This is a genomic window from Vibrio agarilyticus (assembly GCF_012641465.1).
Lineage (GTDB): Bacteria > Pseudomonadota > Gammaproteobacteria > Enterobacterales > Vibrionaceae > Vibrio > Vibrio agarilyticus.
On the sequence record NZ_JABAIK010000018.1, the window covers coordinates 1 to 26,260 of the forward strand.

The following is a 26,260-nucleotide window of genomic DNA, read 5'->3' on the forward strand; positions in this document are numbered from 1 at the left end:
CCTGTACTAATTGCCCGTGAGGCTTAACCATACAACACCCAAAGGGTTTTGATGGACTCGATTAAGAACGATTGAATGTGTAGAGAACGCATTAACGGCTTTCCGAATTTTTTGCCTTCAGTTTTTAGAAGAAGCTGAAAGTAAAAGCAAGAATTTTGCTTGGCGACCATAGCGATTTGGACCCACCTGATTTCCATTCCGAACTCAGAAGTGAAACGAATTAGCGCCGATGGTAGTGTGGGGTTTCCCCATGTGAGAGTAGGACATCGCCAGGCTTTGAACATTCATCTGCTTGAAGCGCTTAAGAGATAAGACTTTAAACAGAGACCGTGTGGAGCGGTAGTTCAGTTGGTTAGAATACCGGCCTGTCACGCCGGGGGTCGCGGGTTCGAGTCCCGTCCGCTCCGCCACTTATTCAGAGAGTCGTCTCATAAAATACGAATCAACAGGGGTGTAGCTCCAATTGGCAGAGCAGCGGATTCCAAATCCGCGTGTTGGGAGTTCGAATCTCTCCACCCCTGCCATATTTAAGCCTCAGCAGAAATGCTGAGGCTTTTTTATATCTGGTGCTTTTAAATGAAAACACTCAGTGCTTTCTAGAACCGCGATCTTTCTTCAATGTGGTAACCTACCCACTGTTAACTCTCTAGCGTTGCTGTTTGAGTCTTTCTTTGATTAAAATATTCGCACTATCAATCGAGTGACCTATTGCTCTCTCAGGCTTAAGACATCGCAATGAGCAGCCATACGAATCAAGGTGTCAGGTTTTACAAGAAGATGAAAGTGCGGGTGGCTATGACTGACAATCACCAAGTCGACATCTAGCTGCTGTGCTAGGTGATCTATTGCCATTCCAATCGGGCCATCGACAATGTGGACTTGCTTTTGAGCGATATCCGTTGCTTGAATAAGCGTTGAAATTTGATTTACAACATTTTGTTTTGCATGCTCGCTCAAGGCGTTACCTAGCTCATCGCCAAAATATATCTGATTATCTGTGTAAACCTCACCAAGATTAGTGGCGTATCCTATATGGAACTCTGTATTTAATTGATCTGCGACGGCCTTGGCTTTCAATAAGTTTTCTTTAGACTCAATATCTAATGCATAAAGTACTTTGCGATACATTAACGCTCCTCCTTAGGCTTATTTACCCACGCGTATTCGAGGCGAGATACAAATGCATGATAAAGCAATGCAATAATCACAATTAAGATTGTGCCAGTCAAAATTGGGCTTACGGCGAAGAGAATACTCGTATGGCCCCCCATCATGATTAAAATGGGGTTGCCTCCTGCCGGAGGGTGGGTCACGTTAAAGAGCAACATAAAAAAGATCCCAATACCAACCGCAAGCCCTATGGACCAGTAGTCAACGGGTAATAGGTTGGCCGCTACAATGCCAACAATCGCTGTCGTCAAATGACCTAAAATGACATTCTTTGGTTGAGCTAAAGGGCTTTTAGGCACGCCAAACACTAAAACCATCGTCGCACCAAAGGGTGCAATAAGTGTATAGTCACCGTGCCCGACTTCATCAATGAACGCTAAAATGGCAATACATAAAGCACTGCCAATGCCAGCCACGAGTGCAATACCCCAAGGCGTTGTTGCGACTTTAGGTCGGCGTGTTTCGGGGGGAGAGTTTGTTGTCATTTCGTTGCTACCATCCCATTAGGTATCGTGGGAGTATAGCTGTTCAAAAGGTGATAAGGGGTGTGAGGCCGACTCAAAGTTAAGAGTTTGTGTTTGATGAACTAGATGGCGACTGATGAATAGCGTTTATTTCACGATAGAAAAAGGGAGGTATTACCCTCCCTTTAATAGCCAAACACTGAACGTGTTAGTTTAGTTTGCCGTTACAGTTAGTATCGGTGCTGTCTTATCGGCTGCGTTAAAATGAAAGTTGTAGCTGCCTTCTTCAGGAAGAGTAATTGCAATGTCTGAGCTGCCTGCTCCTACTGCCATCGCAAACTCAGCGTCTAGTTCAATAGCACTGCCTTTATCCCCACCGAAATTTGTGGTTTTATTATTTGCATCCCAGTCTGCTGAAGCAATTTTCATTTGATAGGTGCCCGCTTTAAATTCCATATCGAGTGAGTAAACATCATCTGCGATATAGTCGAACTTTGCAGGAGAATCTGCAGCCGGTGTATCCCATGTTGTGATGGTGCCGCGTAAGAACAGTGCTGTATCTCCAAATGTAGGTGCATCAGCTGCCTTCACAACCGAAATAGTCGGTTTTTCGATATCATCATTTTGCATATGAAGCGCATCGAAAATAAAGGTATATTTACCCGTTTCCGCAACATTGAGCTTACAGTTACCTTCCGTACCTAAATCAATTGAATCCTCGGCTTGTTCTGCCCAAGTACACGGAATATTCACAGGGTTCCAGTCTTTATCACCAAATTTGAAGTCATATTCACCTTTTTCGACAACGGTGGTGAGTGAGTAGCGACCATTTTTCAGGAATGTCATTTCCCAGGCACTATCCACAAGCGGGTCGCTATCCACAAGCCAGCCATTCATTCCGCCACGAACGTAAACCTTGGTGTCGCCGTACGGCGGAATGGCTGAAACGTCTTTGTTTTCGGTATTAACAGGTAGGCCTGCACCTTGTGCATTACCTTGAGGAAGAACAAACACTGCGGTAGTCAATGCAGGAACCGTGAATGTACTATCAGCAAAGCTTGCCTCTTTAACAGTGCCATCCGCGGATTGTTGCTGAATGGAGTGTAATACAAATCCTTCAGCGCCAGCGATTTTAGGTGTTTGTTCATCTTTTGTGGCGTTAATAACGACCACGATAGCATCGTATTTGGTGTCGATATCGCCACCTGCACTCTTACCGTCGTCAATAGACATCACAATCAAACCTTCAGTTTGATCTTTTCCAACGTTACGGAAGTCAACACGAGCCATGACTTCTTGTGCGCTCGGCAAACGGAACAATTCGCTGTCACTACGGATTTTGAGTAGCTCTAAGAATTGCTGTTTGGTCAGCTCGATGTCATCGGTGGTTGGTTTTGCAGTGCTATCGGTTAGAATCGTTTTGATCAGATCCCAGTTCGCGCCATCTTTGTCTTCGCGAGGTAGACCAACGTTCCAGTTGTTGTCACTGCCATCGAAGTAAACACGGTTAAACCAGTCACCAGAGTCATAAGAGTCGCGTTGCATTGATTTTGAACGCAATAGCTCTGAGCCCATGTGAATGAACGGGATACCTTGACCTAGCATGACAGTCGATAGCGATACTGCTTGCATGCGAGCACGCTCTGCCGAAGAAACCCCAGTGCCAATCTTATAGGCGTTATTGTCCCACAGTGTTTGGTTATCGTGTTTCGATACATAAGAAATATTTTCTGATGGATCTTTGGTGTAGCCGGCTGGCGCGCCATTATAGTCGACGTTTTTACCCAGTTTGGTATTGCCTTCAGAGTCAAGTAACACAAAGTCTGCTAAGTTACCTGCCATACCTAAACGAACCAAATCTTGGTTGTGTAGACGGCCTGCAACAGCCTCTGCATCGGTTTTGGTTTCTTCGTTTGGATACGCGGCGTTACCAAAACCTTGGTTGAAACGGATTGGGTGTTCACCATTGGAGTCTACGCCACCATCAAATGGGCTACCACCACGTACCGCGTCGCGAAGACGGTCAGAGAAGGTACCAATTTCAGTTCCGGCCATGTTGATTTGTGTCGCTTGGTCGAAGCGGGCATTTTGTGCTACTTCACCAAAGTCCCAACCTTCACCGTAGAACAACGTATCTTCATCAACTTTACGTACTTGTTCAAGGGCTTCAATCATGACATTTTTGGGTTGGTGTCCCATTAAGTCGAAGCGGAAGCCATCAACCTTGTACTGATCAGCCCATACCACAAGAGAATCAACCATCAGTTTACCCATCATTAGGTTTTCTGTTGCCGTGTTATCACAGCAGGTTGAGTTTTCTACGCCGCCAGTATTGACGTTCAAACGGTGATAATACCCAGGGACGATTTTATCTAATACCGATTTATCATTGACCCCTGACGCGTTGGTGTGGTTATACACCACGTCCATGATCAATTTTAGATCCATGTCATGGGTTGCCTTGACCATTTCACGGAATTCGAGAATACGTTTAGAACCATTGGCGTCGGTCGCATAGCTCCCTTCTGGCACCGTGTAGTGGAACGGGTCGTAACCCCAGTTGAAGCTGTCTAGCATGCGAAGATCGTTCATCAATGCTTGAGCGTCGCCTGTTTCGGGTTTGTAACCATCAAGGACATCTTCAATGATAGAGGCATTGTCTACTTTGCCACACACAGAAGCATTTTTGTTCACTTCACATAACTTGCCAATGGTATCTGTAATATCAACACGTTTTGCTTCATCTTCATCAACGGTTGCAATATCGAAAGCAGGAAGAATGTGAAGCGTCGTTAGACCTGCGTCTTTCAGCGCTTGTAGGTGAGTAACGGACTCACGCTCTGCTTCTGTTAGCGCAAGGTACTTACCGTTGTACTCCGCACTGCCTTTGCTGTCACTGAAGCTGAAGTCGCGAAGATGAGACTCATATAGAACGTGGTCTTCATCTTTTTTTAGGGAAGGAGGCGTGTAATCATCCCAGTCAGCTGGTTTTAGATCGGCTGAATCAAGATCAACAACCTGAGAATAGAGGGAGTTTTGCGATAAGCTTAATGAGTATGGATCAGTAACTTCGCGGGTTTCAACCACGCCGGTCGTTGGATGATACACCTTGACTTGGTAGCGATAGAATTTACCAACAACATCACTTTGAGTCTCAGAGGCCCAAATGCCGGTTTTCGCGTCCGCTGTCATTGCAACTTTCGCTTCTTGTTTTAAGTCAGCATCATAGATAACGAGTTCGACATTTTGGGCTGTTGGCGCCCATAACTTAAATGTGGCGTCGTCACTTTCCACAATAGCGCCAAGCGTTTGACTAATTGCGTTACCCGCGTCTTTGGCTGAAAATACTGCGTCAAGGACGCCTGGTTTTTGTACTTGAGTGGCGGCAATCACTTCACCATCGGCGCTGTATGCGGCCATCACGATTTGTGATTTTAGGATTTCGTTGAATATGTCATCTTCTACGTCCAATTCGGCAGAATGCAGACTGGCAAGATGACGGAAGCGAGTTTTAAGCTCGTCTGAGAGCTCACCTGTGATTGTTAAATCAATGGATTTACCACCGACGATTTGCTTGTCCTCGTCCATGGAAATACCCGCTTCAGGGCTGTAGTGAAGCTTGACGGTTTCTGCGTTGGTATTGGCTTCCCACGCGATTGTTTTCGCATCGAGCCAGTGGGCTTTTTGACCGTCAATCGCTACTGGACGTTCTTCAATTGGCTCGTAAGAAAGTTCGCTGCTACCGTGGAAACCAAAGACGCCTTTAGAGTCACCAAGTTCATCTAACTTGAGCACCATATCATCAGCACCAAATGCTTTTTCGTCCCCCTTATGAACAACAAAGTTCATACATTTGTGAGGATCGGGTGCATCGGGATCGACCTTAAGTACGTAATACGCACCATAAGTCTCACTTATACCATCGAATGGTACAGGGTTTTCCCAAGTTGTTCCTGTCTTGGGAATATTCATAGCCTCTAGATCAGTACTGCTACAGGCACTGTTATTCCATAAATGTATGCCCCATCCCTCGTAATCACTTTCTGATGAGAATGATGCGACATCACGCTTGTAATAGATCACAACTTCATTTTCACCCGCAGGGTGCAAACCGTCATTGGGCGTTGGTGTTGAATTGCCGGAACTATCACTGCCACAGCCACTGATAACAGCAATCGAAATCAGAGGTAATACGGTTTTAGCAACCGTTGATAAGTTAAATTTTTTTTTGTCCACGTTTACAAATCCATTGTTATTGAATTGATGTTTAATCGAGAAAAAGGCTAACACGATGAGCTGGATGCAAACTGTGAGTGAAAATTGTCAAGTTTATTTATGGCAATAAATATCCATTTGATGTGCTCTTGATAACAAATTAGGCCCCAAGACACGAGAGAGAATGAGAGGTTAAGCACGGTTTGCTGAAGCGAAATTGGGTAGGCGTAGAGAAAAAGGAGGAGAGGGGGGGAGGAGTTGCTCAACCTGAAACTTGTGATTTGTCTCGAGAAAAAAAAGGCGATAATTATTTAGGAAAAATAAGTTGGTAAAAACAAAAGCAACAATGGATAACCTCCGTTTGGCTATTTTTCATGTAAGGATAATAATTTGCCGCCAAATGTTGTTGAGCAAAGCTAATATTTAAAGAGGCTTGGGTATATACTCAAATTGTTTTTTACGTTTATTTTAAAGGTATGTTATGCCTCATTTTCGATTTCGCGCGGTTCAGCCAGATCTGGTTCAGACAATTGCTAAGCCACTAACTGATACGCTAGCACCAGTGATGAATTCACCGCGAGAAGATTTCACGTTTGAATATATTCCCAGCACTTTCTTTTTTGATGATGCGATCAGCGCGGCTTATCCTTTTGTCGAAATTCTATGGTTTGATCGTGGTCAATCAACTCAAGATCACGTGGCAAAAACAGTCACGGCGCAAGTTCGTGATGCTCTGGGCGCGGATGTGAATGTCGCGGTGATTTTTACTGCACTCGTACCAAGTGCGTATTACGATAATGCAGTGCATTACGGTAATCCGTAAGTCTGAGAGCGGTGCTGTTGGCGGCTTAAGCTCTTTGGGGGCAACCTTGTTGGTGCTCATCCATAGAGCTTATTATCTTACTCATTTATTGGTAAAGATCGGCTTCTACCACCTTGTTTTTACTATTAAGCGCAGCATCGTTTTTTTGTCATTGTTATCTCATTCGCTATACGCCTCTCCTTGGGAAAATATATTAGAGCCTGAGTTGCCTCCTTCGGAGTCGATCGGCAGCTACGCAAATGGCTGTCTGAAAGGTGCTCACGCATTACCATTAGAGGGAGAGGGGTATCAGGTATTGCGCCCTCAAAGAGCACGTTATTTTGCTCATCCTACCACCATTGCTTTTATTCAAGAGTTTGCTCATCTTACCCATACAAAAACCTCACGCACTATTTTGGTCGGGGATTTATCCTTGCCTCAAGGAGGGCGATTTGCGTCAGGCCACACAAGTCATCAAAATGGGTTGGATGTCGATATTTGGCTCAGGTTACCCAAGGCGCGATGGGCGCGGCGTCAACTCGAGTTGCCTGAGCCCATGAGCGTGGTGAACCTGGACCGCTTTGAATTGAACGAAGAACGCTGGCAAACAATGCACTTTCAACTGGTGAAATTGGCTGCGTTGGACTCTCGTGTCGCACGCATTTTTGTGCATCCTACAATTAAAGATAAATTATGTCGTCAGACTAAAGAGGAATCCGACTGGCTACGAAAAATTCGTCCATGGTGGGGGCACCATTACCATATTCATGTCCGTTTAGCTTGCCCTGAGAGTGATAAGCTATGCCAAGATCAGCCATCGCCTCCTGAAGGGCCTGGATGCGGCGCTGACCTTCGTAGCTGGTGGCCAACACCCCCACCGACAGGAGCGGTTAAAGCTGATTTGGTAAAAAATACAAACTCATCAAAAAAGCCACGCGTGTTGCCTTATGAATGTCAGCGCCTACTCAGTAAAATAATTGAAACCGTGGACGACTTCTAAGACATCAGACGGTTAGCGAGCCGCCTAGCTAGAGAAACTTATCAGCCTTGACTACAGTGGTAATGAGGTGGAAGCGTTTTTGCGTGAAATATGTCGTTATAGAGCTAAGTTATCGCGTATGTATTAAGTACGATAAGACAGACGTTTACCATTCAAAAAAGCCGGTGTTAATACCCACTTTCTTTAGCCGAGCCGCCGCGTTGCCGGATACTCTAATATTTTAGGCTTAGAAAACCGAAGACTTCACTACCTGCCTGTACGCATAATGACTTGGGTATATTGCGCCAGAAATGTCGAGAACTGGGGGATGATCAATATGATATGTGCACGTGAATTTGCCGAATGGTTAATGTTGAGATTTGAGCAAGAAAAACAGTCCATTACTATGACTCGAGAGGATGTGAACCATTTAACTGGGCGGCAGAGCTTTCATATCGGATTTGTTCATGATGTGCACTATGAATTGATGCGCCATGGCATGGCATTTGTCACCGATATGGGGCGAGAAACGTTTCATCTCGTCTCAATTAAACAAGCGCGGCCGTGGCGTGAGTGTTTGGAGCATCAATATGAAAGGGAGTTATTTTGTAATATTTATCCGATTGAAAAGTCGGGATAAAGAAGCAGCCACCGTGAAGGCAGCTGCTGACATCTAGGCAAGACCTTGAATGATTACAAACTTCTCAAATAAAGCGTCATCGCTTTCGATGTGTTGCGGATCCGTAATAATGCACTTATTGATCGGGCAAACTGATTGACACGTCGGTTTATCATAATGTCCTTTGCACTCCGTACAGAGTGCAGGATCAATTTCAAAGATATTCGCACCCATTGAAATCGCGTCATTTGGACACTCAGGTTCACACATATCACAATTGATGCATTTTTCGGTAATGAGGAGTGCCATGATTATTTTCCGGTTGGATTACGAGTATCCTGACCATCATTGAGGTTGCGCATGATCAAGGCAAACTCTAGTGCCAAATCCTCAGGCACGGGAATATAAACAAAGTGGCCATTACCTTTTGCATCATCGATTGCTTCACCTTTACGGTTTTGCATCGCTTCCAATGTGAAATTAACGTTACCTTTTGGCGTCATTAATTCAAGGCTATCGCCGACAACAAATTTATTTTTAACTTCCACTTCGGCCATGCCATCGCGGCGTTTGCCCGTAAATTCTCCGACGAACTGTTGGGCGTCGGAAACGGAGTAACCGTAATCATAATTTTGGTACGCGTCATGAGTGTGGCGACGCAAGAAACCTTCGGTGTAGCCACGGTGCGCGAGGCTTTCCAAGGTTGTCATCAATGTTTCATCGAATGGCTTTCCTGCAACGGCATCATCTATCGCTTTACGATAAACTTGAGCGGTGCGCGCACAGTAGTAGAACGATTTGGTCCGGCCTTCAATTTTAAGTGAATGAACTCCCATCTTTGTCAATCGTTCTACGTGCTGAATCGCTCGCAAATCTTTTGAATTCATGATGTAAGTACCATGCTCATCTTCAAAAGCAGCCATCTTTTCCTCAGGACGATGACTCTCTGACAGTAGCACAACATCGTCAATAGGCTTACCACGACCAATGGTGGTTTCTGGACGACTGTCCGCCACCTCAATAGCGTGCGCTTGTTTGGGATCAAACGCTTCAACAATCTGGCCCGCGTCGTTCTCAGTGCCTTCTTCCACTTTGTATTCCCAGCGACACGCGTTGGTGCAGGTGCCTTGGTTTGGATCGCGTTTATTGATATAGCCAGAAAGCAAACAACGACCGGAATACGCCATGCAAAGCGCACCGTGAACAAAGACTTCAATTTCGGTATTTGGGCACTGTTCGCGAATTTCTTCTATTTCTTCAAGAGATAACTCACGCGATACGATAACGCGCTCAACCCCTTGGCTGGCCCAAAACTTCACTGTCGCCCAGTTGACGGCGTTAGCTTGCACTGACAGATGAATCGCCATGTCTGGAAATGCTTCACGTACCATCATGATGAGCCCAGGATCTGACATGATCAGCGCATCTGGCCCCATTTCGACTACGGGTTTGAGATCGCGGATGAAGGTTTTTAGCTTTGAGTTATGTGGCTGAATGTTGCAAACCACATAAAATTTCTTACCCAAGGCGTGGGCCTCATCGATGCCAATCTTTAGATTTTCGTGGTTAAACTCATTGTTGCGTACGCGCAAGCTATAACGAGGCTGGCCTGCATATACCGCATCGGCGCCGTAGGCAAAGGCGTAGCGCATATTCTTTAGGCTACCCGCTGGGGAGAGAAGTTCTGGTGTAAACATGTCGTTGGTACTCATTCTGATTGCAAATCAGTTCGCATCACCTAGTGATACGAAGGAAAAGCGCGATTTTACGATGTTCGCCGAGTGAACGCCACTATTGGATCTCTTCGCGCATGATCATTGGTGAGATTGGCACGCATTATCGCACGGTTGCACTGTCGTTTGTCCGTTGTGCTCACTACGCTCTAGAAAACCTTACCGAGTTTAAATCAGGAATAAAATGAATGGTTAGCGAGTTATTAGTCGCGGTCGAACACTTTTTACAGACACTCTTCAATATGGTTTGGCAAATATATTGGCCACTTGCGATGGGGCTGATTGTCTCCTCTTTGATTCGTAATTGGTTGCCCGTGGAGGCCGTACTGAAATACTTAGGTAAAACCAACTACAAAAGCGTCGCGACTGCGACGCTAATGGGCATGATGTCTTCATCGTGCTCTTACGTTGCCGCGTCAATGTCACGAACGCTACTGATTAAGCGCGCGGCCGTACCCAATGCGATGGCGTTTTTAGTCGCCAGCACCAATTTGATCCTTGAGATGTTCATCGTGCTCGTAGCCCTACTGGGATGGGCTTTTTTCTGGGGCGAGGTGATTGGTGGTTTGATTTTGATTGTCACTGTAGCGATTGTTTTTCAATTTTTTTACCCTCAAGCGGTCAGTGACGAGCTGAGAGACAATCTAGCGATTCAGGCGCAAAAAGAGGCGCAATCAATGGCAAGTATGCAAAGTGATATGCCAGAGACTGCATCGCCCGAGTCGAGCTCGAAGCCTCAAGTGGCTAAGCTGGGTTTATGGCAGAGTTTGAGTCACTCTGCTGGGTATTATCGAATGGATATCGATATGATTGGTCGCGAAATTCTCTTTGGCGTCGTCGTCTCATCATTTTTGATTGCAGTGGTTCCTCTTGAAGGCTGGCGTTCACTGTTTATTGACTCTGCGACGATATTACCCGGTTGGCTTCACTCCGTGATAGATGTGGTGATTGGCGTATTGGTGGCGGTTATTGCGTATGTGTGTTCGGTTGGTAACCTAATTTTGGCTGCCGCGTTATGGCATGGTGGGATTTCATTTGGCGGTGTAATTGGTTTTATTCTAGCCGACGTGCTTACCATACCTATGGTGCGAGTTTACATCGGCTACTATGGCAAACGTCCGACGCGTTGGATGGTGGCGCTGCTGTTTGTTTCAATCGTATTTACCGGAATCGCGATTGATGGGCTCTTGCACTTAAGTGGCATCGAATTATCCAACACCCACTTGAGGCCGCTCAATCAAGACGGCTTTGGCTGGAATGCGGCAACGATTTTAAACCTTGTCTTTATTCCACTTTCCATTTGGTACTACCGCCTTGGTAAAGGCAAAGGCGAAATGATGATGTGACTCATCCGTCAAGCCTGAAACGCACGCTTGAAATGGTCGATACGCAGGCGTATGTTCTCGGCCCACCACAGAGTTGATTCACATTGGTGGGCCTTGTTCGAGGTTCGCCGTTTCGTCACATCAAGGCGTTGCGGCAAGCTGTTGCTGTTTACTCGTCAAACCCACCGAGTACGTTGATCAAATCAGGTAATAGCGCACCTAACTCGCCGCACATGAGAGAAAAGTCAGCGTCAAAACGCGCCGCTTGATCTTCTCGTGGAATATCTTCGTTTTGCTCGCGTAACGCTTCAGAAAATTTGAGTCGTTTGATACTCATATCTTCATCTAAAACAAACTCTAAACGCTCTTGCCAATCCAGAGCTAACTTGGTGACCATTTTGTCTGCAAGCAAGTGCTGCTGCATTTCTTCGGCGCTGAGATCTTGGCGCTTGGCACGAATGATCCCACCTTCTTCCAATTGGGATTTGAATTCCGCTTCATCGAGTAGAGTAAAACCGGCCGGCGTTTGTGCTGTTTTGACCCATTCTGTCATCGTATTTGCGATCGGGAGTTTAGGAAGTGCAGGCACAACAGGCAGGCTACCCATCGTTTTGCGCAGCAGCGCAATAACATCTTCTGCTTTTTTGTAGCTGCCAGCATCGACTAACAGTAGATCCAGTTTAGGCAAAATTAATAACTGAGTATGGCTCGAACGGCTAAAAGCGCGTGGCAGCAAATCGAGCATGATTTCATCTTTTAATGTCTCTTTTTCTTTCTTTTTCAGAGGTCGCCCTTCGGCCTGCTCAAGTGCATCCACTTTATGGTTCAGTGCGTCTTTAATGACGGAAGCCGGAACCATTTTTTCTTCTTTTTTTGCACGGATCAGAATCGCATCCTCTGCGACATGGGTCATCATATCGCCGTGGCGTCCCATTGCTGTCACCCAACCAAATTTTTGTTTATCTTGGCTGCCACAAGGTGAAAAACGGAACTCTGCAAGTTGGCTTTCAAGCTTTTCGGGGTTGAATTCAATGTCGCGACTGACGCGATAGGCCAAACAGTTTTTAAACCACATGATTGTTTCTCAAAGCGATAAATGAAGTCGCCTATAATAGAAAATTTTTGGGCTTTTGTCTTATACCTAGGTCACTTGAGTATATACCCATCAGCGTTGAGTTATTTGGGGCCAAATTACTTTGAGTTAAAAGTAAATGGCACAAGGTTTTTACTGGCGTAATAGAGCGTAAGGCGTGCAGAGCGTTGTTTGGGCAGAGAAGTATCTATTTGGGTGAATTGTCAAAGAATTTTCGATGAAAATTTGTTTGCAAAGGTCACAAAAGTGTCATAATAAATCGTAATAATGCTTACAGTTGCAAAGGGCTATTGACTCATTTACGTTCATTCTCATAAGGTTAATGATTATGTCTAGAAGGATTCTTGTTGTTGAAGACGAAGCACCAATTCGTGAAATGTTGTGTTTTGTTCTTGAACAAAAAGGGTATCAAGCCGTTGAGGCAGAAGATTACGATACAGCGGTTAGCCGCTTGTCTGAGCCTTTTCCTGATCTGGTGCTTCTAGATTGGATGTTACCTGGCGGCAGTGGTATCAATTTTATTAAGCACATGAAGCGAGATGAATTGACCCGTAATATTCCGGTGGTCATGTTAACGGCTCGCGGTGAAGAAGAAGACAAAGTTCGCGGCCTTGAAGTGGGCGCCGATGATTACATCACCAAACCTTTTTCTCCTAAAGAGCTGGTGGCTCGTTTAAAAGCGGTTATTCGTCGTGTCACGCCTACTGCGCTGGAAGATATTATTGATGTTCAAGGGCTGAAGCTTGACCCGGTATCTCATCGCGTCACCGCAAATGACGACGCGGTCGAAATGGGCCCAACGGAATTTAAGATGCTGCATTTCTTTATGACGCATCAAGAGCGCGTTTATAGTCGTGAACAACTGCTCAATAATGTGTGGGGAACGAACGTGTATGTTGAAGATCGCACGGTGGATGTGCATATTCGACGTCTGCGTAAAGCTCTTGAAGCGGCGGGGCACGATAAGCTTATTCAAACCGTTCGTGGCGCAGGCTATCGATTCTCGACCAAAGCGTGATCCTTTTTGGAGTTTTAAGTGGTTGAAAGACTGACTTGGAAAAAGCTGGCCTGGGAGCTGGCTTTTTTTTACACCCCCTGGCTAATTCTTGGCTGGATTTTTGGGTATATGCCGTGGATGTTGCTGATCGCCACTGTGCTGCAATTGGCGTGGCATCTGCACAATCAAGTGCGCCTGTCTGCGTGGCTTTGGGATGAAAAGCGTTTAACGCCGCCCTCTGGCAGTGGCAATTGGGAGTCACTGTTTAATGGCTTGTATCGATTGCAGCAACGTCAGCGACGTAAACGTAAAGAGCTCACCAATCTTATTCGCCGTTTTCGCAATGGTGCAGAATCTTTACCCGATGCTGTCGTGGTTTTTCGTGCCGAAGGCAATATTGTCTGGTGTAACCGGTTAGCGCAGCATTTATTGGGTTTTCAGTGGCCGGAAGACGCAGGTCAGCCCATCTCTAATTTGATTCGTACCCCTGATTTCATTAAGTACCTCAATCGCCGTAACTTTGATGAACCGCTAGAAATGTCCTCACCGCTCAATGTTGAGCGCATGTTAGAGCTGCGAATTGTGCCTTATACCGAAGGCGAACACTTGATTGTGGTTCGTGATGTGACTCAGCTTAAGCAGCTTGAAGGCATGCGGCGTAACTTTTTTGCCAACGTTTCTCATGAACTGCGCACGCCGATGACGGTTTTGCAAGGTTATCTGGAAATGACAGAAGATCCAGACATGCTAGTCGGCCCGATGTGGAGCAAGGCTCATGGCGTCATGACCGAGCAATTAAACCGAATGAACAGCTTGGTGAATCAATTGCTCACCTTGTCCAAGATTGAAGCCGCGCCAATGCATGAGTTGGATCAAGTCGTTGATGTGCCAGCTATGTTGGAAGTCCTTGAAAAAGAGGCGCACAGTTTAAGTGGCGATAATTTGCATCAGTTGCACTTTGATGTCGATACGCATTTGCGTGTGTTTGCCGATGAAGATCAACTGCGAAGCGCGATTTCCAATTTGGTTTATAATGCCGTGAAATACACGCCAGCGGGCGCGGAAATTTATGTGCGGTGGTTCCAAGTGCCACAAGGCGCGTGTTTGCAAGTTCGTGATACTGGGGATGGGATTGAGCCTCAGCACTTGCACCGCTTGACGGAGCGCTTTTATCGCGTGGATAAAGCGCGATCGCGAGATACCGGAGGCAGTGGGCTTGGTCTTGCGATTGTGAAACATGCGCTAACGCATCACGACTCTCATCTTGATATTCAAAGTGAAGTCGGTGTTGGCAGTCAATTCTCGTTTGTTCTTCCTAATCGTTTGGTGGTGAGATGCGATTAATGGTTGCGTGGTGTTTTTCTGTTGTGATTGCTCTAGGAGGCTTGTTGCCTTTGAGTGCTTATGCTGAAAGTGAATTGCTTCGTGACGCGGTTGTCGCGTCCGACTCGCAAAGTGAATTCACACTGCCCGATTACCAAAAAGTTCCCGGAATAGCGGGCAATTTATTGTCGGTGGGTTCAGATACATTAGCGGGCATGACAACGCTATGGGTGGAAGCATTTAAAACGTATTACCCTAACATTAATGCACAAGTTCAGGCATCTGGTTCATCAACGGCGCCGCCGGCATTAACTGAGCAAACCGCGCAATTTGGTGCAATGAGCCGCGCCATGCGAATGCGAGAGGTGGAGGCGTTTGAACAAGAGCACGGCTACAAACCGACCGCATTAAAAGTCGCCATTGATGCTATTGGGATTTTTGTTCATCAAGATAACCCAATCAAAGGGCTTAACTTTGCGCAAATAGATGCGATTTATTCAGCAACAGGACGGTGCGATGACGCCCCTGCTATCAATAACTGGCAAGCGCTTGGCGTTGATGCGTCGTGGGCAAAACGAAAAATCCAACTGTTTGGCCGCAATTCGGTCTCGGGCACTTATGGTTACTTCAAAAAGAATGCCTTGTGCGGCGGTGACTTTCAGGCTCGCGTGAACGAGCAACCCGGTTCTGCCTCAGTTGTTCAATCTGTTGCGTCTACCATCAGTGGTATTGGGTATTCAGGTGTTGGTTATCGTGTGGCGGGAGTGCGTAGTGTTCCGATTGCAATTCAGGGCAATGACTACATTGAGCCTTCTCGTGACAATATTTTATCTGGTGAGTACCCACTCTCTCGCTACTTGTATGTCTATGTGAATAAGCATCCGAACAAACCTCTTTCGCCAATTGAAGCAGAATTTATTCGTTTTATTTATTCTGCTCAAGGCCAAGCCCTAGTGGATAAAGATGGTTATGTTCCGATTGGTCGCACATTGGCTCAGCAAGAGCTGGCCAAAGTGGGGTTATCGGAACGGGTTAATTAACCACACATCATGAGGTTACAGGGTCAATTGAGAGTGCCCAGCCGGCATGAGCCCATCGCTCTCGCTCTTCCAAAAGATCGGCGTGTAGCAATTTATTATGTTCGAGCCAGTCACGACGACTTGCGCTTAACTGCCAGCCTGATTTTGTGATTGTTAAGTGCATATCCGCAAGTGGTTCAGCTCCCCTTTGACCGTTTAATACAATCGCTAAGCGCAGCAACTTGATAAGACAATGCAGCGCTTCTGGTTTGTAAAGACTGAAACTTGGTAGCTCATTCAGTTTTAATGCCTTACGTTGAAATCGCGCTAGCCAAGCGAGCAGAAGTTGTTGCTCTGAGTTAAAACCAGGCATATTGGTGTGCTGGAGAATATAAGCGGAATGACGATGATAACCTCGCAAGCTGATACTCAGACCCACTTCATGAAGCAAGCTTGCCCACTCGAGCATAGCACGCAGTTCCCGCTTGTTCGTGAGATGACAATCACGAGCAACCTTGTCAAACAGCGCGCTGGCGAGATCTTTGACGCGAGTAGCATGCCTAATATCGACGGCATGTTTGTATGCCAAATTCTCGGTGGTGCGCATTCGAATGTCAGTGCGCGCAAACCGCGCCTCCATCTCATAAAGCAGCCCCTCGCGCAGTGCGCCATCAGAAAAATGCAGCGTTTCGATGGCGAGATCGTCAACTATCGCAGTGAGTATGGCAACGCCTGCGGCAAAAACGGGCTTTCTTTCGTCGGTGAGGCCAGGAAGTTGAATGGTTTCAATCGTGTCAAATTGGCATAGCGTATCGATGAGTTTATATAGGCGCTTTTGGGTGATAAGACCATCCGCGTAACCTTGGCCGATTAAAACTTCACGTATTGCTTTGATGGTGCCCGAAGAACCTAGCGCCATTTCCCAACCAGTCTCACGATAATGGGCAGCAATCGATTCTAATTTTTGCTCAGCGGCCAAAATAGCGCGGCTGAACGCTTTTTTAGATAATTTTCCATTGGCAAAAAAACGCTCGGTGTAACTGACGCAGCCCATCTGTTTGCTGTTCACCCATTCTGCGTCAAAACCTTGGCCTATGATCATTTCGGTACTGCCACCGCCAATATCGATGACCAGTTTAGAGTTCGACTCTGCTTGGGTGTGCGCAACACCAAGGTAAATTAATCGAGCCTCTTCTTCACCAGGAATGACTTCGATAGGATAGGGCATAACCTCAAGTGCACGTTGAATAAAGAGATGGGCATTATTGGCTTGGCGCAGAGTATGGGTTGCCGCAATGCGCACATTATTGGCATCAAACCCTTGTAACCGCTCTGCGAACATTGCCAAGCAAGCCAAGCCGCGTTCGATAGCAGAGTGGGTGAGGTTCATCTCTTTATCCAGCCCTGCTGCAAGTCGAACGCGCTGCTTGTGGCGGCTGATAAGTTGTAAATCATTACCGACGACCTTGGCCACCACCATATGGAAACTGTTTGATCCCAAATCGATGGCAGCAATATGTCGCGTGTTTGGCTCAAGGGACTGTTGGGGCATGCGGCTCGCTCTGTTGCTTTCTCTTACGTGTTTGTTTTTCTATATTTTTAAGATAGTCGTAGATAGCCAATTGCGAACGGACTTTTTTTCTATTGCCGCGTTTGACATATTGATTACTCATCTCTTTATCAATGATACGAGCTTTTACTGTATCAATAAAATGAAATTCAATAATATCAATAATACGCTGTTTTAATCTTGGATCGCGCACGGGCGTTGATACTTCAATTCGATGATCAATATTTCGCGTCATCCAGTCGGCCGATGAAATATATACTTGAGGATCGCCATTATTGTGGGCAACAATCACACGTGGGTGCTCGAGAAAACGGTCAACAATACTGATGATTTGAATGTTTTCACTTACCCCCTCAATGTTAGGGACCAGTGAACACATGCCACGGATCACCATTCTAATTTTAACCCCAGCATTGCTCGCGCCATATAATTTATTAACAATCCCTTTATCAACCAAATTATTCACCTTAATGGTTAACCCTGCCGGTTTGCCTTCGCGTGCATTTACGATTTCGTTATCAATAATGCGATAAAGCTGTTTACGCGAGTTACGAGGTGAAACAAGAAGATGATCAAACCTTACGGGTCGGTAAGGGTTTTCAATATAACCAAATACATTTCTCACTTCGTTGGTTATTTCTTGATCGGCGGTTAAAAGCGAGAAATCAGTGTATATTTGCGCGGTTTTTTCATGAAAATTTCCGGTACCAATATGGGCGTATCGAACAATGGTATTCTCTTCGCGACGACTGATTAACAATAATTTTGAATGAATTTTTAGTCCTGGCGCGCCAAAAATAACGTGTACCCCGGCTTCTGTTAGTAGGCGTGACCAGACAATATTGGCTTCTTCGTCAAATCGCGCTTGCAATTCGACGACAACAGTGACTTTCTTACCGTTGTGTACCGCGTCAATAAGGGAGTTCATTAAGCGAGAATTTTTGGCAACACGATAGATATTAATTTTAATACTGAGAACTTTGGGATCAAAAGAGGCCTGTCGAACCAACTCACTGATATGATCAAAGGTGTGGTAAGGGTAATAGAGTAAAATATCTTGTGCTTTGATAGCGGCAAAGTTATTGGGAAACCCTTCAAAGTCAGCGCATTTCATCGGTGGCAGAGGGCGATTTTCTAAATAATCTCGTCCAACATTGGGAAAGGCGATAAAGTCTTTGAAGTTGTGATAACGGCCACCGGGGATCAAACTGTCAAAATTGGAGATTTTTAGTTTGTCGCATAAAAATGCGAGCATATTTTCCGGCATAGAACGCTCATAGACAAAGCGCACTGGCATCGCGGTTAAACGCTGGCTGACACCTTCAGACATCTGCTCTAAGAGGCTGTATTCTACCTCGTGGCTGAGGTCGTATTCGGCGTCTCGTGTCATTTTCATGGCATAGCCATTGAGCGTGTCGTAGTCGAAAAAACCACGAAACAGATCATCAAGGCAATAGCGAATAATGTTATCAAGTAGGATGATCGTTTTGCGGCGTTTGCCCTTTTGTTCTGGCACCATGACAAAGCGTGGTAAATGGTCGGTTGGGATCTCAAGTAGTGCATATTGAGATTGGTGATCTTTTTCTAGGTCGACAGCGATGTAGGCGTATTCATCTTTTAGAAATTGCAATAGATCAATATCATCAGTGATGGTAAGTGGAGTAATGTGCGGCAGTACTTGCTGGTGGAAATACTTACTAATCCAACGCTTTTGCGTCTCGTCAAGCTGGTGCTCATTGACGAGAAAGATACGCCGCCGCGCCATTTCACGAATTAAGTCACTGTAGAGCTCGTCAAATTTTTCATTGAGTTTGAGTGCCTTTGTTTGCATTTTAGTCAGTAGATGACGTGAGTTGTCATTGGCGCCACGCTCTTGGCTTATCAATATGCGTCTTTTAACGTCAGCGAAACGAACTTTATAGAACTCGTCAAGATTATTGGAAAAAATACCGAGAAAGCGAATGCGTTCGATTAAAGGGACGGATTTATCAGCCGCCTCTTGTAATACTCGCTCATTAAATGAAAGCCAACTTAACTCTTTTTCAATGTATAATTTTTCGCTACTCATGATTCCCTTCCAACTGATTTTTATTTGTTTATACCCAAGTAACCTCAAGATGCATGGTTCAGCGAGAATGACTTGGTTTGTCAGTGAGCCGGCTCTGGATGTCGCATCTTGAAGTTGCAGCGGTGTTGGCTGGCTCTCACAAACCTCATCGCATAGCTCATCTATGCTCAGAGGCTTTGTTCGTTTGCCGCCTACCTGCATCTCCAAGTAGTTTGGGTATATAAGCTAAATCGCGCTCTGTTATGAATTAAAGGGGCACTTTCACAAGTCTCAGTTAGTCGTTTAGCGATGCTCAGCGTATGTGTTTGTGTGTCGCTTATTGGCACAGTAGCGCGATTTCGTCGATGAATTTTTATTGTGTAGAGCAAGAACATTATGTTTTTTTTGTTACACTTTTATTTCATAATATCAAACAGCTAGCACTGGAGTTAAATATAGTCAAGTAAGATCCCTCGTCACATAAATGTCATCTTAGTGACATATTATGTCGATGGACAAGAATGGGTGAATAGAGTAATGGCAAAAGCGGAGTTTACATTGCAGGAGAAGGATCGCGCTCGATTTGTGAAAGATCGAGCGGTTCGTTTTGCCGTCTCCTGTGGTGGTGTTGGTGTGCTTGCCGCTCTAGTGCTGATTTTTATTTATTTGGCTATGGTGATCATTCCACTGTTTTCGGATGCGAAACTAGAGCCCAATATTGCGCATATTCCCTATCAAGGCGCCCCCCTCAGTGCGATAAATATTGATGATTACGGTGAGAAAGCGCTCACGATTGCAAACGATGGCAAGGTCAGCTTTTGGAATATGCAAACCGGGCAACAACTTCGTAGTGAGCAACTTGTTCAAAACCCTGTGCATTTTAGTGCGTCATTGCCAGCCAATGGCTGGTATGGCTTTGTCGATCAGCTTGGCGAGGTGACGCTGTTTCAGCCTAAATTTAACACCGCACTCAGCGGCTCTGAGCAATTGCCAGAGACGCATCGTTTTGAGTCCTCATTAGATCTTAATTTAGCAACCTCAGGTGATGCGGTTCGTGACTTTGCTTTTGGTTTAGCGTCAGACTCACCGACGTTAGCGTGGCAAAATACCCAAGGTGAAGTTTGGGTACGCTGGCTTGATGCCAATGGTGACAATCAATCGTTTCGATTTCCTGCGCAAACAGACTCGTTGGACCAAATGCTGTTAACGCCAAACGGCGCAACATTGTATTTGCGTTATGGCTCAACGCTTGCAATCGCAAAGAAGCAACAGCGCCAATTTGACGTGAGGGAAGTGGTCGACTTAAGCCAAAATGATGCGACCAATCCAGTGCAGTCGATGACCTTTTTGTCTGGAGCGTATTCGCTGTTGGTGACGCAGCAAGATGGTCAGGTCACTCAGTGGTTTGACGCCTCACGCGATCACCGAGCCAAACTCACACCAGTCCGCACGTTTTATTTGGCCAGCGATCTTAAATTCCTGTTGCCTGATACACATCGCAAAGGTTTTTATGGCTTTTTTACCAATGGCACAGTGCAGAGTTATTACACCACAAGTGAAAAATTGGTTTTGTTTTCTCGAGCCTATCAAAAAGCCCCACAATTGGCGGCCATGTCAAACAATGAACGATTTTTGGTAGCGGCATTACCAGATCAGCTGACGGTTGCAGCGGTTGATAATCCTTATCCAGAGATCTCATTTTCATCACTGTGGCATAAAGTGTGGTATGAGGGCTATTCTGAACCGGATTTTGTCTGGCAATCAACGTCCGCTGGCGATGATTTTGAACCTAAGTTTTCGCTGGTGCCCATCACTTTTGGCACCTTAAAAGCGGCAGCATTTGCCATGCTTTTTTCTGTGCCTATGGCGGTGTTGGGAGCGATTTATACCGCGTATTTCATGTCGCCTCGTATGCGACGAGTGGTGAAACCATCGATAGAACTCATGGAGGCGTTGCCAACCGTTATCATCGGATTTTTGGCCGGGTTGTGGTTGGCGCCAATCATTGAAAACAACTTTATTGCGTTCGTGCTCATGCTGATTGTGATGCCGCTAGTGACTCTCATTATTGGCGCCTTATGGTCACTATTACCGCTGCGATTGCGTCATCGCATGCCTAATGGCTGGCACGCACTCATTTTGATGCCGCTGGTGATACTCCTTCTCATCACCTGTGTTTATGTGGCACCGATGATTGAGGTGTTTTGGTTTGGCGGAGATGTGCGATTGTTTCTTACAGATCATGGCTTTAATTTTGAACAGCGCAATGCCTTAGTCGTTGGTTTAGCGATGGGATTTGCGGTGATCCCAACGATTTTTACCATTGCTGAAGATGCGATTTTTTCGGTTCCCAAGCACCTTTCCGATGGCTCTTTGGCACTCGGCGCTACGCCTTGGCAAACGCTGATTCACGTGGTTTTGCTGACGGCAAGCCCTGGCATCTTCTCCGCGATCATGATGGGCCTTGGGCGAGCGGTGGGGGAAACCATGATTGTATTAATGGCGACGGGGAACACGCCACTCATCGACTGGAATATTTTGGAAGGTATGCGCACCTTATCGGCCACCATCGCAGTGGAATTACCGGAATCTGCCGTTGGCAGCGCGCATTATCGTTTACTCTTTTTAGCGGCGTTGCTGCTGTTTGTGTTTACCTTTTTGGTGAACTCAATTGCAGAGTGGGTACGTCAGCGGTTACGAGACAAATACCGTGCATTGTAAGCAAGGAAATCAAACAGGTGGCGAGTCATGCTAAATTGGATTCGCTCTGGCGCACCCTGGATCTGGTTAACTGGTGGTGCGGTTAGCGTCAGTTTACTCTCGGTATTGGGGCTACTTCTATTGATTGGCTGGAAAGGGCTGACCTTTTTTTGGCCAGCGCCATTATTACAGTGGTCGATTGAGCATCCCGCAGGCGCGCTTGCTGATCCGGCTTTTGAACGCCGTTATGTGTTAGGGCAACTCTATGATGGCCACTCAGTGCCAATAGATCAGTTACCCCACTCGCTGCAAACACTTTATGCTGATCAAGTCGAAGAAGCGCAGCGCCTTAGCATCAAAATTGCCAATCGTGAGCATTACGCCAGTGATTTTATTTCGGTTCTTAAAGCTCAGCTAGGCGACCCCGTGATGGCCCAAGATTGGGCGGTGATTGAGCGCACGTCAGGGGGCGATTATTACGGCCGATTAGTCGGGTTCCAGGACGGCAATACGCTTGAAAGAGAGAATATCGAATCGCTGCTGCGAGAAAAGCTTGATTATGCCGATATGTTGAGAGAGACCATTGATGACATTGTTCAAGATGAAATGAAGTCCCTCAGTTGGCAAATGGAGCAATTGCGTCTGGAGCTGCGTAAGCGTGAATTCAATTCACGCGTTACCATGAATTATCTCAATCACTATAATGAGCGCAAGCTGGCGCTTGAGACCTCACTTGAGCAACTTGATGTGCAACTGGATGGGCTAAGATTGCAGTTGGCGGGTTACGCGGTGCTTGTCGAAAATATAAGTGGTCAGATTGTCGGGATCCCACTCAATCAAATGTTGGATTTTTGGTTGCCAAATCAAATGACGCTGGCCGATAAAATCGTGCATTGGGCAAAACAAGTCTGGAAGTTTGTTAGCGAAGCGCCGCGTGAGTCTAACTCTGAAGGTGGCGTGTTACCGGCCATTTTTGGCACAGTGCTGCTGGTGCTTATCATGTCGATAATCGTCATGCCGCTTGGGGTACTTGCTGCAATTTATTTGCACGAATACGCCAAAAATAATGCGTTTACCCGTGTGATTCGAATTGCCGTGATCAACTTAGCTGGGGTGCCATCAATTGTTTATGGCGTATTTGGGCTGGGTTTTTTTGTTTACACCATAGGCAATTCGATTGATTCACTCTTTTATGCAGAGCGTCTGCCGGCGCCGACCTTTGGCACGCCAGGGTTATTATGGGCAGCGCTCACCTTAGCGGTACTTACATTGCCTGTGGTAATAGTGACGACGGAAGAGGGGTTAACTCGCATTCCTAACTCGGTTCGCCACGGCTCATTAGCACTCGGAGCGACTCAGTTTGAAACGTTATGGCGAGTAGTGTTGCCAATGGCAACTCCTGCGATTATCACGGGGCTGATTTTGGCGATCGCTCGAGCTGCGGGTGAAGTCGCACCATTAATGCTGGTGGGCGTGGTGAAATTGGCGTCCAGTTTACCGGTTGATGGGCAATTTCCTTTTGTCCACTTAGATCGAAAATTTATGCATCTGGGTTTTCATATTTACGATGTTGGCTTTCAAACCTCCAATATAGAAGCGGCCCGTCCTTTGGTGTATGCCACATCGTTTCTCTTGGTGACAGTGATAGTCTCACTCAATCTCACCGCAATTAGTATTCGTAATAATCTGCGTGAAAAATACCGAACTTTAGGGCAAGACTGATGTTCTCATTTGATAATTCTTTGAGTTTTCCGCCACTGCTTGATGTGCATAAGTTGACCGACGATCAAACAGCCATTTCGATTGAGGGGCTGAGTTTGCACTACGGGCAACTGCAAGCATTACATGATATTTCAATGCGCATTCCGAAAGGTCGAGTGACCGCATTTATTGGACCGTCAGGCTGTGGAAAATCAACCTTGCTGCGTTGCATTAATCGAATGAACGATTTGGTGGAAGGCTGTAAGGTTTCAGGCAGCGTTCGATTACACGGGCAGAACGTTTACGATCCTAGTGTGGATGTGGCGACGCTGCGACGTCGAGTTGGTATGGTGTTCCAGAGGCCAAACCCTTTCCCTAAATCCATTTATGAAAATGTGGTTTATGGCTTACGATTGCAAGGGGTAAAAAACAGTCGCTTGCTTGATGATGCCGTTGAGCGCTCTTTGCGCTCTGCCGCGCTTTGGGATGAAGTCAAAGATCGTCTGCATGAAAACGCTTTTGGCCTTTCAGGAGGACAACAGCAACGCCTAGTGATCGCACGGGCCATAGCCATTGAGCCTGAAGTGCTATTATTGGATGAGCCGACGTCGGCGCTCGATCCGATTTCAACGCTTACGATTGAAGAGTTGATCACTGAACTTAAAGCTCAGTACACCGTGGTGATCGTCACACATAACATGCAGCAAGCGGCTCGAGTCAGTGATCACACCGCGTTTATTCATATGGGTAAGTTGATTGAATATTCCGATGCTGACACCATATTTACATCACCAAGCAAAACACAAACCGAAGATTACATTACAGGTCGTTACGGGTAATCGCCTGACGGCTCAATACAATAGGGAAACACATGCACTTTGGTCGTCATATTTCTGGGCAATTTAACGTCGAATTGGAGTCGATCCGTACCAATGTTTTGACTATGGGGGGGTTGGTTGAGCAGCAGCTGTCGTTTGCGATGCAAGCCTTGCATAAGGATGACGTTGAGTTAGCGCGTAAAGTGGTGCGTGACGATCATAAAGTAAATGCGATGGAAGTCTCGATTGACGATGCCTGTACGCGCATTATTGCCAAACGTCAGCCGACGGCCAAAGACTTGCGGCTCATCATGGCGATCATTAAAACGATCACCGATCTGGAGCGTATCGGTGATGTCGCCACCAAAATTGCTTACATGGCAATAGAAAGCCCCTCTTCGACTGAACGCCATTTTCAAGTATCGCTTGAGCCATTGTGTCGTCAAGCCATCAGTATGTTGCACCAAGTGTTAGACGCTTTTGCGCGTATGGATGTGGATGCTGCTGCTGAGCTGCATAAAATGGACGATAAATTAGACGCCGAGTATGAGGCCGTGATCCGTCAGTTGATGACCTACATGATGGAAGATCCGAAACACATTCCCAATATTTTGCAGGTGATGTGGTCTGCTCGAGCGATTGAGCGGGTAGGCGACCGTTGCCAAAATATCTGCGAGTACATCATTTACTTTGTGAAAGGCAAAGACGTTCGTCATATGACCGAGCAAGGGATTGACGATATCATCAAATGATACTCACTTGAGCCGCTTGTATCCTCTTTCTACTTGAAGCCGCAGAGGCTTTGCTTGTTTGTCGCCTACCTGTAACTCCTCGTTCTTTTGGGATAAATCAACCGCGATTGCACTCTCACGTGGTTGATTTATCTCTTTTCTACCGGAGTTCGAGGGCAGACATTATTTTACGCGCAGCGCCTCAATGGTGGCGGCAATGACGTTTGGGTTGGTCAGTGGAATAATGAAATCATCGACCGCCTCTGAACCCATTTTACTGGTTGCGCTAATGTAGCCCATTGCGCTTGGGCGCTCTCCTTTTCCTGAAAGATGCACCTCTTGCACGCCACTGCGCTCAACCAGCGTCGCGACATTGCTTGGGTTGACTCCAGCTCCGGCCATAATTTGAATTCGGCCTTGGGCAAAATTGACCATTTGAGCCAGGGTTTCTACGCCGTTTATGGCGCTTGATGCTAGGCCAGATGTGAGCACTCGCTCACATTGCTGCTCGATGAGCCAGTCTAAGGCTTCAATGGGATCGCGACATTGATCAATTGCACGATGAAAGGTCACACTCAAACCTAAGCGATGCGCAAGAGCGATTAGGTGCCCGTTAGCGTCTTTATCGATAGTGCCATCTTGAGTCAATACGCCAAATACGACTCCCTGCAATTTGGCGTGAGCCGCGGCGCGTATATCCTCAACCATCAGCTCGATTTCTGCTTGAGAATAAAGAAAATCGCCCTGACGAGGGCGGATCATTGCGTGGACAGGGACAGAACTGGCTTTCGCCGCACAATTCATAAAGCCAACGCTGGGAGTTAGGCCACCCACGCTTAACGCCGAGCAGAGTTCGATGCGCGTTGCCCCGCCGTCAATCGCCAAACTCAGTGACTCAAGGTTATCTATACACACTTCGATATGTTTTATCATAGAACTCATTCTCAGAAGATT

At 46.3% G+C, this 26,260-nt stretch carries 20 protein-coding genes, 2 tRNA genes and 1 rRNA gene; 14 read left to right on the forward strand and 9 right to left on the reverse strand.

Annotation, left to right across the window (positions count from 1 at the left end; translation table 11 throughout):
- Nucleotides 1-158 precede the first annotated feature (158 nt).
- The 3 genes from rrf to HGP28_RS15275 all read left to right on the forward strand — a co-directional run bounded on the left by rrf (nucleotide 159) and on the right by HGP28_RS15275 (nucleotide 524).
- Nucleotides 159-275: ribosomal RNA gene (gene rrf, locus HGP28_RS15265) — 5S ribosomal RNA — on the forward strand.
- A 58-nt stretch (nucleotides 276-333) separates the two neighbouring features.
- A tRNA-Asp gene (locus tag HGP28_RS15270) sits at nucleotides 334-410 on the forward strand.
- 37 nt (nucleotides 411-447) lie between these two features.
- Nucleotides 448-524: transfer RNA gene (locus tag HGP28_RS15275), tRNA-Trp, on the forward strand.
- A gap of 181 nt (nucleotides 525-705) precedes the next feature.
- On the opposite strand, the gene HGP28_RS15280 is transcribed toward HGP28_RS15275, so the two are convergent.
- The 3 genes from HGP28_RS15280 to pulA all read right to left on the reverse strand — a co-directional run bounded on the left by HGP28_RS15280 (nucleotide 706) and on the right by pulA (nucleotide 5,870).
- A complete protein-coding gene (locus HGP28_RS15280) occupies nucleotides 706-1,128 on the reverse strand; it encodes a universal stress protein (RefSeq protein WP_168837340.1) in 423 nt (140 codons plus the stop codon).
- A complete protein-coding gene (locus HGP28_RS15285) occupies nucleotides 1,128-1,655 on the reverse strand; it encodes an HPP family protein (protein ID WP_168837341.1) in 528 nt (175 codons plus the stop codon). Before HGP28_RS15285 ends, HGP28_RS15280 begins: the two co-directional genes overlap by 1 nt.
- Nucleotides 1,656-1,847: 192 nt before the next feature.
- Entirely contained in the window at nucleotides 1,848-5,870 is a 4,023-nt protein-coding gene (pulA, locus tag HGP28_RS15290) for a pullulanase-type alpha-1,6-glucosidase (protein WP_168837342.1), read from the reverse strand.
- Nucleotides 5,871-6,330: 460 nt separating this feature from the next.
- Between pulA and HGP28_RS15295 the strand changes: the two genes are divergently transcribed.
- The 3 genes from HGP28_RS15295 (at nucleotide 6,331) to HGP28_RS15305 (ending at nucleotide 8,270) form a co-directional block, all read left to right on the forward strand.
- On the forward strand, nucleotides 6,331-6,672 hold the full coding sequence (locus tag HGP28_RS15295) for a DUF1904 domain-containing protein (RefSeq protein ID WP_168837343.1): 342 nt from the start codon (nucleotides 6,331-6,333) through the stop codon (nucleotides 6,670-6,672).
- Nucleotides 6,673-6,817: 145 nt separating this feature from the next.
- Nucleotides 6,818-7,651, forward strand: coding sequence for a penicillin-insensitive murein endopeptidase (gene mepA / locus HGP28_RS15300; RefSeq protein ID WP_246225760.1), 834 nt, complete (start codon nucleotides 6,818-6,820; stop codon nucleotides 7,649-7,651).
- A 310-nt stretch (nucleotides 7,652-7,961) separates the two neighbouring features.
- Nucleotides 7,962-8,270: a hypothetical protein gene (locus tag HGP28_RS15305; protein ID WP_168837397.1), complete on the forward strand. Its 309-nt coding sequence runs from the start codon at nucleotides 7,962-7,964 to the stop codon at nucleotides 8,268-8,270.
- 33 nt (nucleotides 8,271-8,303) lie between these two features.
- On the opposite strand, the gene HGP28_RS15310 is transcribed toward HGP28_RS15305, so the two are convergent.
- Together HGP28_RS15310 and trhP are read right to left on the reverse strand one after the other, a co-directional pair.
- Nucleotides 8,304-8,558 carry a YfhL family 4Fe-4S dicluster ferredoxin gene (locus HGP28_RS15310; RefSeq protein ID WP_168837345.1) on the reverse strand — a complete coding sequence of 85 codons (255 nt, stop codon included), beginning with the start codon at nucleotides 8,556-8,558 and terminating at the stop codon, nucleotides 8,304-8,306.
- 2 nt (nucleotides 8,559-8,560) lie between these two features.
- A complete protein-coding gene (gene trhP, locus HGP28_RS15315) occupies nucleotides 8,561-9,961 on the reverse strand; it encodes a prephenate-dependent tRNA uridine(34) hydroxylase TrhP (protein ID WP_168837346.1) in 1,401 nt (466 codons plus the stop codon).
- 209 nt (nucleotides 9,962-10,170) lie between these two features.
- On the opposite strand from trhP, the gene HGP28_RS15320 reads away from it, so the two are divergent.
- Nucleotides 10,171-11,328, forward strand: coding sequence for a permease (locus tag HGP28_RS15320; protein WP_168837347.1), 1,158 nt, complete (start codon nucleotides 10,171-10,173; stop codon nucleotides 11,326-11,328).
- A gap of 148 nt (nucleotides 11,329-11,476) precedes the next feature.
- Here the strand turns inward: HGP28_RS15320 and rdgC are convergent, their stop codons facing one another.
- Entirely contained in the window at nucleotides 11,477-12,382 is a 906-nt protein-coding gene (gene rdgC / locus HGP28_RS15325; protein ID WP_168837348.1) for a recombination-associated protein RdgC, read from the reverse strand.
- Nucleotides 12,383-12,728: 346 nt separating this feature from the next.
- Here rdgC and phoB point away from each other — a divergent pair, with 346 nt between their 5' ends.
- From phoB to HGP28_RS15340, 3 genes are read left to right on the forward strand one after another with little or no spacing between them, the layout of a single operon-like run.
- Nucleotides 12,729-13,418, forward strand: a complete 690-nt coding sequence (gene phoB, locus HGP28_RS15330; protein WP_168837349.1) for a phosphate regulon transcriptional regulator PhoB — start codon at nucleotides 12,729-12,731, stop codon at nucleotides 13,416-13,418.
- 18 nt (nucleotides 13,419-13,436) lie between these two features.
- Nucleotides 13,437-14,741 carry a phosphate regulon sensor histidine kinase PhoR gene (phoR, locus tag HGP28_RS15335; RefSeq protein ID WP_168837350.1) on the forward strand — a complete coding sequence of 435 codons (1,305 nt, stop codon included), beginning with the start codon at nucleotides 13,437-13,439 and terminating at the stop codon, nucleotides 14,739-14,741.
- Nucleotides 14,732-15,760, forward strand: a complete 1,029-nt coding sequence (locus HGP28_RS15340; RefSeq protein WP_246225761.1) for a PstS family phosphate ABC transporter substrate-binding protein — start codon at nucleotides 14,732-14,734, stop codon at nucleotides 15,758-15,760. The genes phoR and HGP28_RS15340 overlap by 10 nt, the downstream gene beginning before the upstream one ends.
- 7 nt (nucleotides 15,761-15,767) lie before the next feature.
- On the opposite strand, the gene ppx is transcribed toward HGP28_RS15340, so the two are convergent.
- Nucleotides 15,768-17,291, reverse strand: coding sequence for an exopolyphosphatase (gene ppx, locus HGP28_RS15345; protein ID WP_168837351.1), 1,524 nt, complete (start codon nucleotides 17,289-17,291; stop codon nucleotides 15,768-15,770).
- On the reverse strand, nucleotides 17,272-19,377 hold the full coding sequence (ppk1, locus tag HGP28_RS15350; protein ID WP_168837352.1) for a polyphosphate kinase 1: 2,106 nt from the start codon (nucleotides 19,375-19,377) through the stop codon (nucleotides 17,272-17,274). Before ppk1 ends, ppx begins: the two co-directional genes overlap by 20 nt.
- Nucleotides 19,378-19,893: 516 nt before the next feature.
- Between ppk1 and HGP28_RS15355 the strand changes: the two genes are divergently transcribed.
- From HGP28_RS15355 to phoU, 4 genes are read left to right on the forward strand one after another with little or no spacing between them, the layout of a single operon-like run.
- The gene (locus HGP28_RS15355; protein ID WP_168837399.1) at nucleotides 19,894-22,077 is read left to right on the forward strand and encodes an ABC transporter permease subunit; all 2,184 of its coding nucleotides are present in this window, start codon (nucleotides 19,894-19,896) and stop codon (nucleotides 22,075-22,077) included.
- Nucleotides 22,078-22,104: 27 nt separating this feature from the next.
- Nucleotides 22,105-23,778, forward strand: coding sequence for a phosphate ABC transporter permease PstA (gene pstA / locus HGP28_RS15360; protein ID WP_168837353.1), 1,674 nt, complete (start codon nucleotides 22,105-22,107; stop codon nucleotides 23,776-23,778).
- A complete protein-coding gene (pstB, locus tag HGP28_RS15365) occupies nucleotides 23,778-24,596 on the forward strand; it encodes a phosphate ABC transporter ATP-binding protein PstB (RefSeq protein WP_168837354.1) in 819 nt (272 codons plus the stop codon). The genes pstA and pstB overlap by 1 nt, the downstream gene beginning before the upstream one ends.
- A gap of 32 nt (nucleotides 24,597-24,628) precedes the next feature.
- Complete coding sequence (gene phoU, locus HGP28_RS15370; RefSeq protein ID WP_168837355.1) at nucleotides 24,629-25,327, forward strand: phosphate signaling complex protein PhoU; 699 nt, start codon at nucleotides 24,629-24,631, stop codon at nucleotides 25,325-25,327.
- A 162-nt stretch (nucleotides 25,328-25,489) separates the two neighbouring features.
- Here phoU and HGP28_RS15375 read toward each other — a convergent pair whose 3' ends face one another.
- Nucleotides 25,490-26,239 carry a copper homeostasis protein CutC gene (locus HGP28_RS15375; RefSeq protein WP_168837356.1) on the reverse strand — a complete coding sequence of 250 codons (750 nt, stop codon included), beginning with the start codon at nucleotides 26,237-26,239 and terminating at the stop codon, nucleotides 25,490-25,492.
- Nucleotides 26,240-26,260: the final 21 nt, after the last annotated feature.

Coding starts and splice junctions, on each gene's coding strand:
- HGP28_RS15320 (WP_168837347.1), top strand. CDS start 10,171: ATGGTTAGCGAGTTATTAGTCGCGGTCGAACACTTTTTACAGACACTC.
- HGP28_RS15295 (WP_168837343.1), top strand. CDS start 6,331: ATGCCTCATTTTCGATTTCGCGCGGTTCAGCCAGATCTGGTTCAGACA.
- rdgC (WP_168837348.1), bottom strand. CDS start 12,382: ATGTGGTTTAAAAACTGTTTGGCCTATCGCGTCAGTCGCGACATTGAA.
- ppx (WP_168837351.1), bottom strand. CDS start 17,291: ATGCCCCAACAGTCCCTTGAGCCAAACACGCGACATATTGCTGCCATC.
- phoU (WP_168837355.1), top strand. CDS start 24,629: ATGCACTTTGGTCGTCATATTTCTGGGCAATTTAACGTCGAATTGGAG.
- HGP28_RS15375 (WP_168837356.1), bottom strand. CDS start 26,239: ATGATAAAACATATCGAAGTGTGTATAGATAACCTTGAGTCACTGAGT.
- HGP28_RS15355 (WP_168837399.1), top strand. CDS start 19,894: ATGGCAAAAGCGGAGTTTACATTGCAGGAGAAGGATCGCGCTCGATTT.
- trhP (WP_168837346.1), bottom strand. CDS start 9,961: ATGAGTACCAACGACATGTTTACACCAGAACTTCTCTCCCCAGCGGGT.
- ppk1 (WP_168837352.1), bottom strand. CDS start 19,377: ATGAGTAGCGAAAAATTATACATTGAAAAAGAGTTAAGTTGGCTTTCA.
- pstB (WP_168837354.1), top strand. CDS start 23,778: ATGTTCTCATTTGATAATTCTTTGAGTTTTCCGCCACTGCTTGATGTG.
- HGP28_RS15280 (WP_168837340.1), bottom strand. CDS start 1,128: ATGTATCGCAAAGTACTTTATGCATTAGATATTGAGTCTAAAGAAAAC.
- pstA (WP_168837353.1), top strand. CDS start 22,105: ATGCTAAATTGGATTCGCTCTGGCGCACCCTGGATCTGGTTAACTGGT.
- phoB (WP_168837349.1), top strand. CDS start 12,729: ATGTCTAGAAGGATTCTTGTTGTTGAAGACGAAGCACCAATTCGTGAA.
- HGP28_RS15340 (WP_246225761.1), top strand. CDS start 14,732: ATGCGATTAATGGTTGCGTGGTGTTTTTCTGTTGTGATTGCTCTAGGA.
- HGP28_RS15285 (WP_168837341.1), bottom strand. CDS start 1,655: ATGACAACAAACTCTCCCCCCGAAACACGCCGACCTAAAGTCGCAACA.
- HGP28_RS15310 (WP_168837345.1), bottom strand. CDS start 8,558: ATGGCACTCCTCATTACCGAAAAATGCATCAATTGTGATATGTGTGAA.